Source organism: Pseudomonas sp. Pseusp3 (genome assembly GCF_047304225.1).
In the GTDB taxonomy this organism is placed as follows: domain Bacteria; phylum Pseudomonadota; class Gammaproteobacteria; order Pseudomonadales; family Pseudomonadaceae; genus Aquipseudomonas; species Aquipseudomonas fluorescens_CD.
On the sequence record NZ_JBGLYV010000224.1, the window covers coordinates 1 to 1,201 of the forward strand.

The 1,201-nt window shown below is 53.7% G+C and carries 1 rRNA gene; it reads left to right on the plus strand.

What is annotated here, in order from left to right:
* A 23S ribosomal RNA gene (locus ACCD00_RS30630) occupies positions 1-1,201 on the plus strand; the annotation flags it as partial.

Sequence of the window (1,201 nt, forward strand, 5' to 3'; positions counted from 1 at the left end):
TAACCAGGAACCGTACCCCAAACCGACACAGGTGGTTGGGTAGAGAATACCAAGGCGCTTGAGAGAACTCGGGTGAAGGAACTAGGCAAAATGGCACCGTAACTTCGGGAGAAGGTGCGCCGGTGAGGGTGAAGCATTTACTGCGTAAGCCCACGCCGGTCGAAGATACCAGGCCGCTGCGACTGTTTATTAAAAACACAGCACTCTGCAAACACGAAAGTGGACGTATAGGGTGTGACGCCTGCCCGGTGCCGGAAGGTTAATTGATGGGGTTAGCTAACGCGAAGCTCTTGATCGAAGCCCCGGTAAACGGCGGCCGTAACTATAACGGTCCTAAGGTAGCGAAATTCCTTGTCGGGTAAGTTCCGACCTGCACGAATGGCGTAACGATGGCGGCGCTGTCTCCACCCGAGACTCAGTGAAATTGAAATCGCTGTGAAGATGCAGTGTATCCGCGGCTAGACGGAAAGACCCCGTGAACCTTTACTATAGCTTTGCACTGGACTTTGAATTTGCTTGTGTAGGATAGGTGGGAGGCTTTGAAGCGTGGACGCCAGTTCGCGTGGAGCCATCCTTGAAATACCACCCTGGCAACTTTGAGGTTCTAACTCAGGTCCGTTATCCGGATCGAGGACAGTGTATGGTGGGTAGTTTGACTGGGGCGGTCTCCTCCTAAAGAGTAACGGAGGAGTACGAAGGTGCGCTCAGACCGGTCGGAAATCGGTCGTAGAGTATAAAGGCAAAAGCGCGCTTGACTGCGAGACAGACACGTCGAGCAGGTACGAAAGTAGGTCTTAGTGATCCGGTGGTTCTGTATGGAAGGGCCATCGCTCAACGGATAAAAGGTACTCCGGGGATAACAGGCTGATACCGCCCAAGAGTTCATATCGACGGCGGTGTTTGGCACCTCGATGTCGGCTCATCACATCCTGGGGCTGAAGCCGGTCCCAAGGGTATGGCTGTTCGCCATTTAAAGTGGTACGCGAGCTGGGTTTAGAACGTCGTGAGACAGTTCGGTCCCTATCTGCCGTGGACGTTTGAGATTTGAGAGGGGCTGCTCCTAGTACGAGAGGACCGGAGTGGACGAACCTCTGGTGTTCCGGTTGTCACGCCAGTGGCATTGCCGGGTAGCTATGTTCGGAAAAGATAACCGCTGAAAGCATCTAAGCGGGAAACTTGCCTCAAGATGAGATCTCACTGG